The sequence below is a fragment of the Candidatus Jordarchaeum sp. genome, from assembly GCF_052745115.1.
Genome location: NZ_JBRAKS010000415.1, coordinates 1 through 3147, shown reverse-complemented (window position 1 = coordinate 3147; position 3147 = coordinate 1). Strand labels below are relative to the sequence as shown.

At 35.5% G+C, this 3147-nt stretch carries 5 protein-coding genes; 4 read left to right on the top strand and 1 reads right to left on the bottom strand.

Annotated elements, in window-relative coordinates:
* Positions 1 to 127 precede the first annotated feature (127 nt).
* The 4 genes from ACUVXA_RS18800 to ACUVXA_RS18785 are packed head-to-tail and all read left to right on the top strand — an operon-like array spanning position 128 to position 2046.
* A complete protein-coding gene (locus ACUVXA_RS18800; RefSeq protein ID WP_445872823.1) occupies positions 128 to 373 on the top strand; it encodes a KEOPS complex subunit Pcc1 in 246 nt (81 codons plus the stop codon).
* Positions 374 to 384: 11 nt separating this feature from the next.
* Positions 385 to 753, top strand: coding sequence for a prefoldin subunit beta (locus tag ACUVXA_RS18795; protein ID WP_445872822.1), 369 nt, complete (start codon positions 385 to 387; stop codon positions 751 to 753).
* Position 754: 1 nt separating this feature from the next.
* Positions 755 to 1042, top strand: coding sequence for a DUF3194 domain-containing protein (locus ACUVXA_RS18790; RefSeq protein ID WP_445872821.1), 288 nt, complete (start codon positions 755 to 757; stop codon positions 1040 to 1042).
* 5 nt (positions 1043 to 1047) lie between these two features.
* Entirely contained in the window at positions 1048 to 2046 is a 999-nt protein-coding gene (locus ACUVXA_RS18785; protein ID WP_445872820.1) for a DHH family phosphoesterase, read from the top strand.
* A 238-nt stretch (positions 2047 to 2284) separates the two neighbouring features.
* On the opposite strand, the gene ACUVXA_RS18780 is transcribed toward ACUVXA_RS18785, so the two are convergent.
* Complete coding sequence (locus ACUVXA_RS18780; protein WP_445872819.1) at positions 2285 to 3016, bottom strand: hypothetical protein; 732 nt, start codon at positions 3014 to 3016, stop codon at positions 2285 to 2287.
* Positions 3017 to 3147: the final 131 nt, after the last annotated feature.

Below are 3147 nucleotides of genomic sequence, written 5' to 3'. Positions count from 1 at the left end.
AATCTTTGAATCAATAGGCTTTAAATATTTACGCAAATAATAATTTCAATTTTGCCAATGTAGCAGCTAATTCATTTAGCAAACATAACTAGCGTGCGACTTTTAGAGTATTTGGAGTCGGCTAAGTATGAAAAATAAGGCAAGAGGAGTTATCGAAACCACTTTTCATTCAAACTTGTCGGAGATTGTTTTTAAGGCGATTTTACCTGAAATTGTTTCTGGTTCCAATGGGCGGTATAGAGGTAAATTAAAAAGAGATGGTGACATTATAAGCTTAGAAATTGAGGCTGAAGATACAGTTGCGCTCAGAGCAGCATTAAACTCATATCTCAGATGGTTAAAAATAATTTATGACATTAATGAAATTACTTAGGAGGCATGTCATTGTCTGGAAGTGAACTACCCCCACAAGTGCAGCACCAAATCTCAATGCTGCAGCAATTACAACAAAAATTGGAAATTATTATGGCCCAAAGAACTCAATCTGAATTACAGCTAAAAGAAACAGAGCAAGCTATAAGTGAACTTGAAAAAATCGAACAAGGAAATGATGTGTACAAAATGGTTGGAACATTATTAATAAAAACCCAGCCAGAAAAAGTCAAGGAAGAGCTTAAGGACAAAAAGGAGACTCTAGAATTAAGAGTAAAAACTCTTCAGAGGCAGGAAGAGCGTTCCCGAAAACAACTAGAAGAAATGCGAATAAAAGTTCAAGAAACCCTTCAACAACGTGGTTTAAGCCCGGCGGGGTAAAATGGACGACAAAAAGAAAAATGATCTAAGTGATCTAACAGCTGAAGACTTGGAAGAATTATGCATTCTTGCTGAGAGTGAAATAAAAAATTTCATTCATTCAAAATGCCCTCCGAAGAAGATTAAAAACTTAGAAATCATAGTAGAGTTTGAGTTCGAAAAAACAAAAAACCTTATTATTGAAATAGTTCTAGAATCTGTTTCTTTATCCGAAGAAGAGAATAAAATATTGGCAGAAGAAGCAGTAAGAGTTGCCATGAATGCTATTGATAAAAAGCTTTTAGGGTAAGCACATTGGCCCTGGAAATCTTTAAAACTTTTTTTGAAAATAATCCCAAAAAAATTTTGATCCTTTGCCATCAGAACGCAGACCCAGATGCGTTATGTAGTGCTTACGCTATTAAAAATCTAATTGCAAATCTTTTTCCCGAAATTGAGTGTCTAATAGGTGCTGACGATCTAAACAAAATTTCAAGCATTATTTTGGAAGATCTAAAAATATCTTTAGCAGAGATAGTCAATCTTGAAATATTTGATGCCTTTATTGCTGTTGATACTAACAATGTTGAGCAGTTGGGTTGCTACCATATGGTGCCAACTTTTTTAAAACCAATAATTTTTATTGACCATCATACACCTCACATTTACACAACCCAAATTACTCAATATGTAATAACTGATGAAACAAGCTCTTCAACTGCTGAAATTGTCTACAAACTTTTTAAGGAGGCTGATATTAAACCAGATCCCGAAACTGCAATGGCCTTACTTTTGGGAATAACATACGACAGTAAACATTTCCTTCTGGCTACTGGTTCCACTTTCAAAGCCGCTACAGATCTTATCGATGCCGGAGCGGATTATCCTTCTGTAATTGAAAAACTTCGCACACACATGCCTAGATCCGAAAGGATAGCGCGGCTGAAAGCCATGAATAGGATGCAGATACATGACTTTAAAAATTGGTTAGTCACTGTTTCTAATGTAAGCGCATACGAAGCTAGTGCCTGTAGGGCCCTGATGGAAGCCGGAGCAGATATAGCAATTGTTGGCGCCAAACGAAAAAATGAAATTCGGATAAGTGCTAGAGCTACACAAAACATCCATAAAAAAACCGGTATTAACTTGGGAAAACTTATGGAAGAATTAGGCACAATTGTTAAAGGCGTGGGGGGCGGGCACTCAACTGCTGCGGGATTCAATGGAGAAGAAAACCATGCTAAAGCTATCAAACATTTACTAAAACTAATCGAAAAGCACCTAGAAAATAGTCAACCAGCACCACTAGATTGAAGGGCCAATAATAATTTCTTAAATCAATATTAATTTTAAACATTTTTTATCAAATATAATCGCCCTTTTTTAAGAATTTACTGGTATTTGGTTAACTAATTCTATTATTCTCTTATTATTTTCTATCATGAAAAATTTGAAATAGTCTGAGAAGTTTCGAATTTAGAAAAAATAGGATGAGTTCTCCAATCATTATTTTAATACCTATAGTAGTAAGACTAGCACTAGATTAGATTACTCAAATTATAGAACCAAATAGCGGTGCGAACACATTTCCCAGTGTGCTTCCAATTAGCAGTAGTATTGCTTGAATAATACAGATTAGTCCTAGTGGAATGGCTATTACTGGAAATGTTAGAATCATTGCTAAGGCTTTAAACAGATCTTCGATAAACTTGAAGAGTAAATAAGTCAAGAGAAGAATAGCTATAAATATCAAGATTAGCCATTGAATTTCGGTTACATTGAAGTACTTCCACACTAATACGGCAACGCCTCCACCTACAAATAGTGCCAGAAGGGCTGCCCAGGGAAACGCTTTTATTGGCTTCATTACTAGTGCAAATCCTACGAATATCAGAATACCATAGGTATAAGCTGCGTGGACCCAGAAATAGTACTCGTAGTGAATAATCAGGCCTAGTAAATATCCTGCAAGTCCGTAAAAGACTTGAGCTCCGTTAACTGCTGCTGCGAGGATTATGAAATAGCTCGTTAATATATTTCCGCCTGTTATCCATGTCTGTATACCTGAGGCTATACAGAACACGCCTATAATGATTCCTAAATAAATTGTGCTCCGTATAAATAGTTGTATTCCACTGCCTATAACTGGCACAACGCCAAAGGCTCTTTCGAGTAGTCTACCCGCAGAAGCAAATCCTGCTAGAATTAAAAATAATGGGGCTAATCTGACTAGTATAGGTATGTCGATTGTAAACTGGAATGCAAATTGGAGAGGAACAAGCATTATACTCCCTCGATATTTGTGGTCTAACTAGATTAGATAAATAACAACATGATAAAAAAGGATTTTGTATGATGCAAAAAGAATTAAAGAAGATTTAAGCTAAAAATTTCTTTAATTATATTATTTAATAG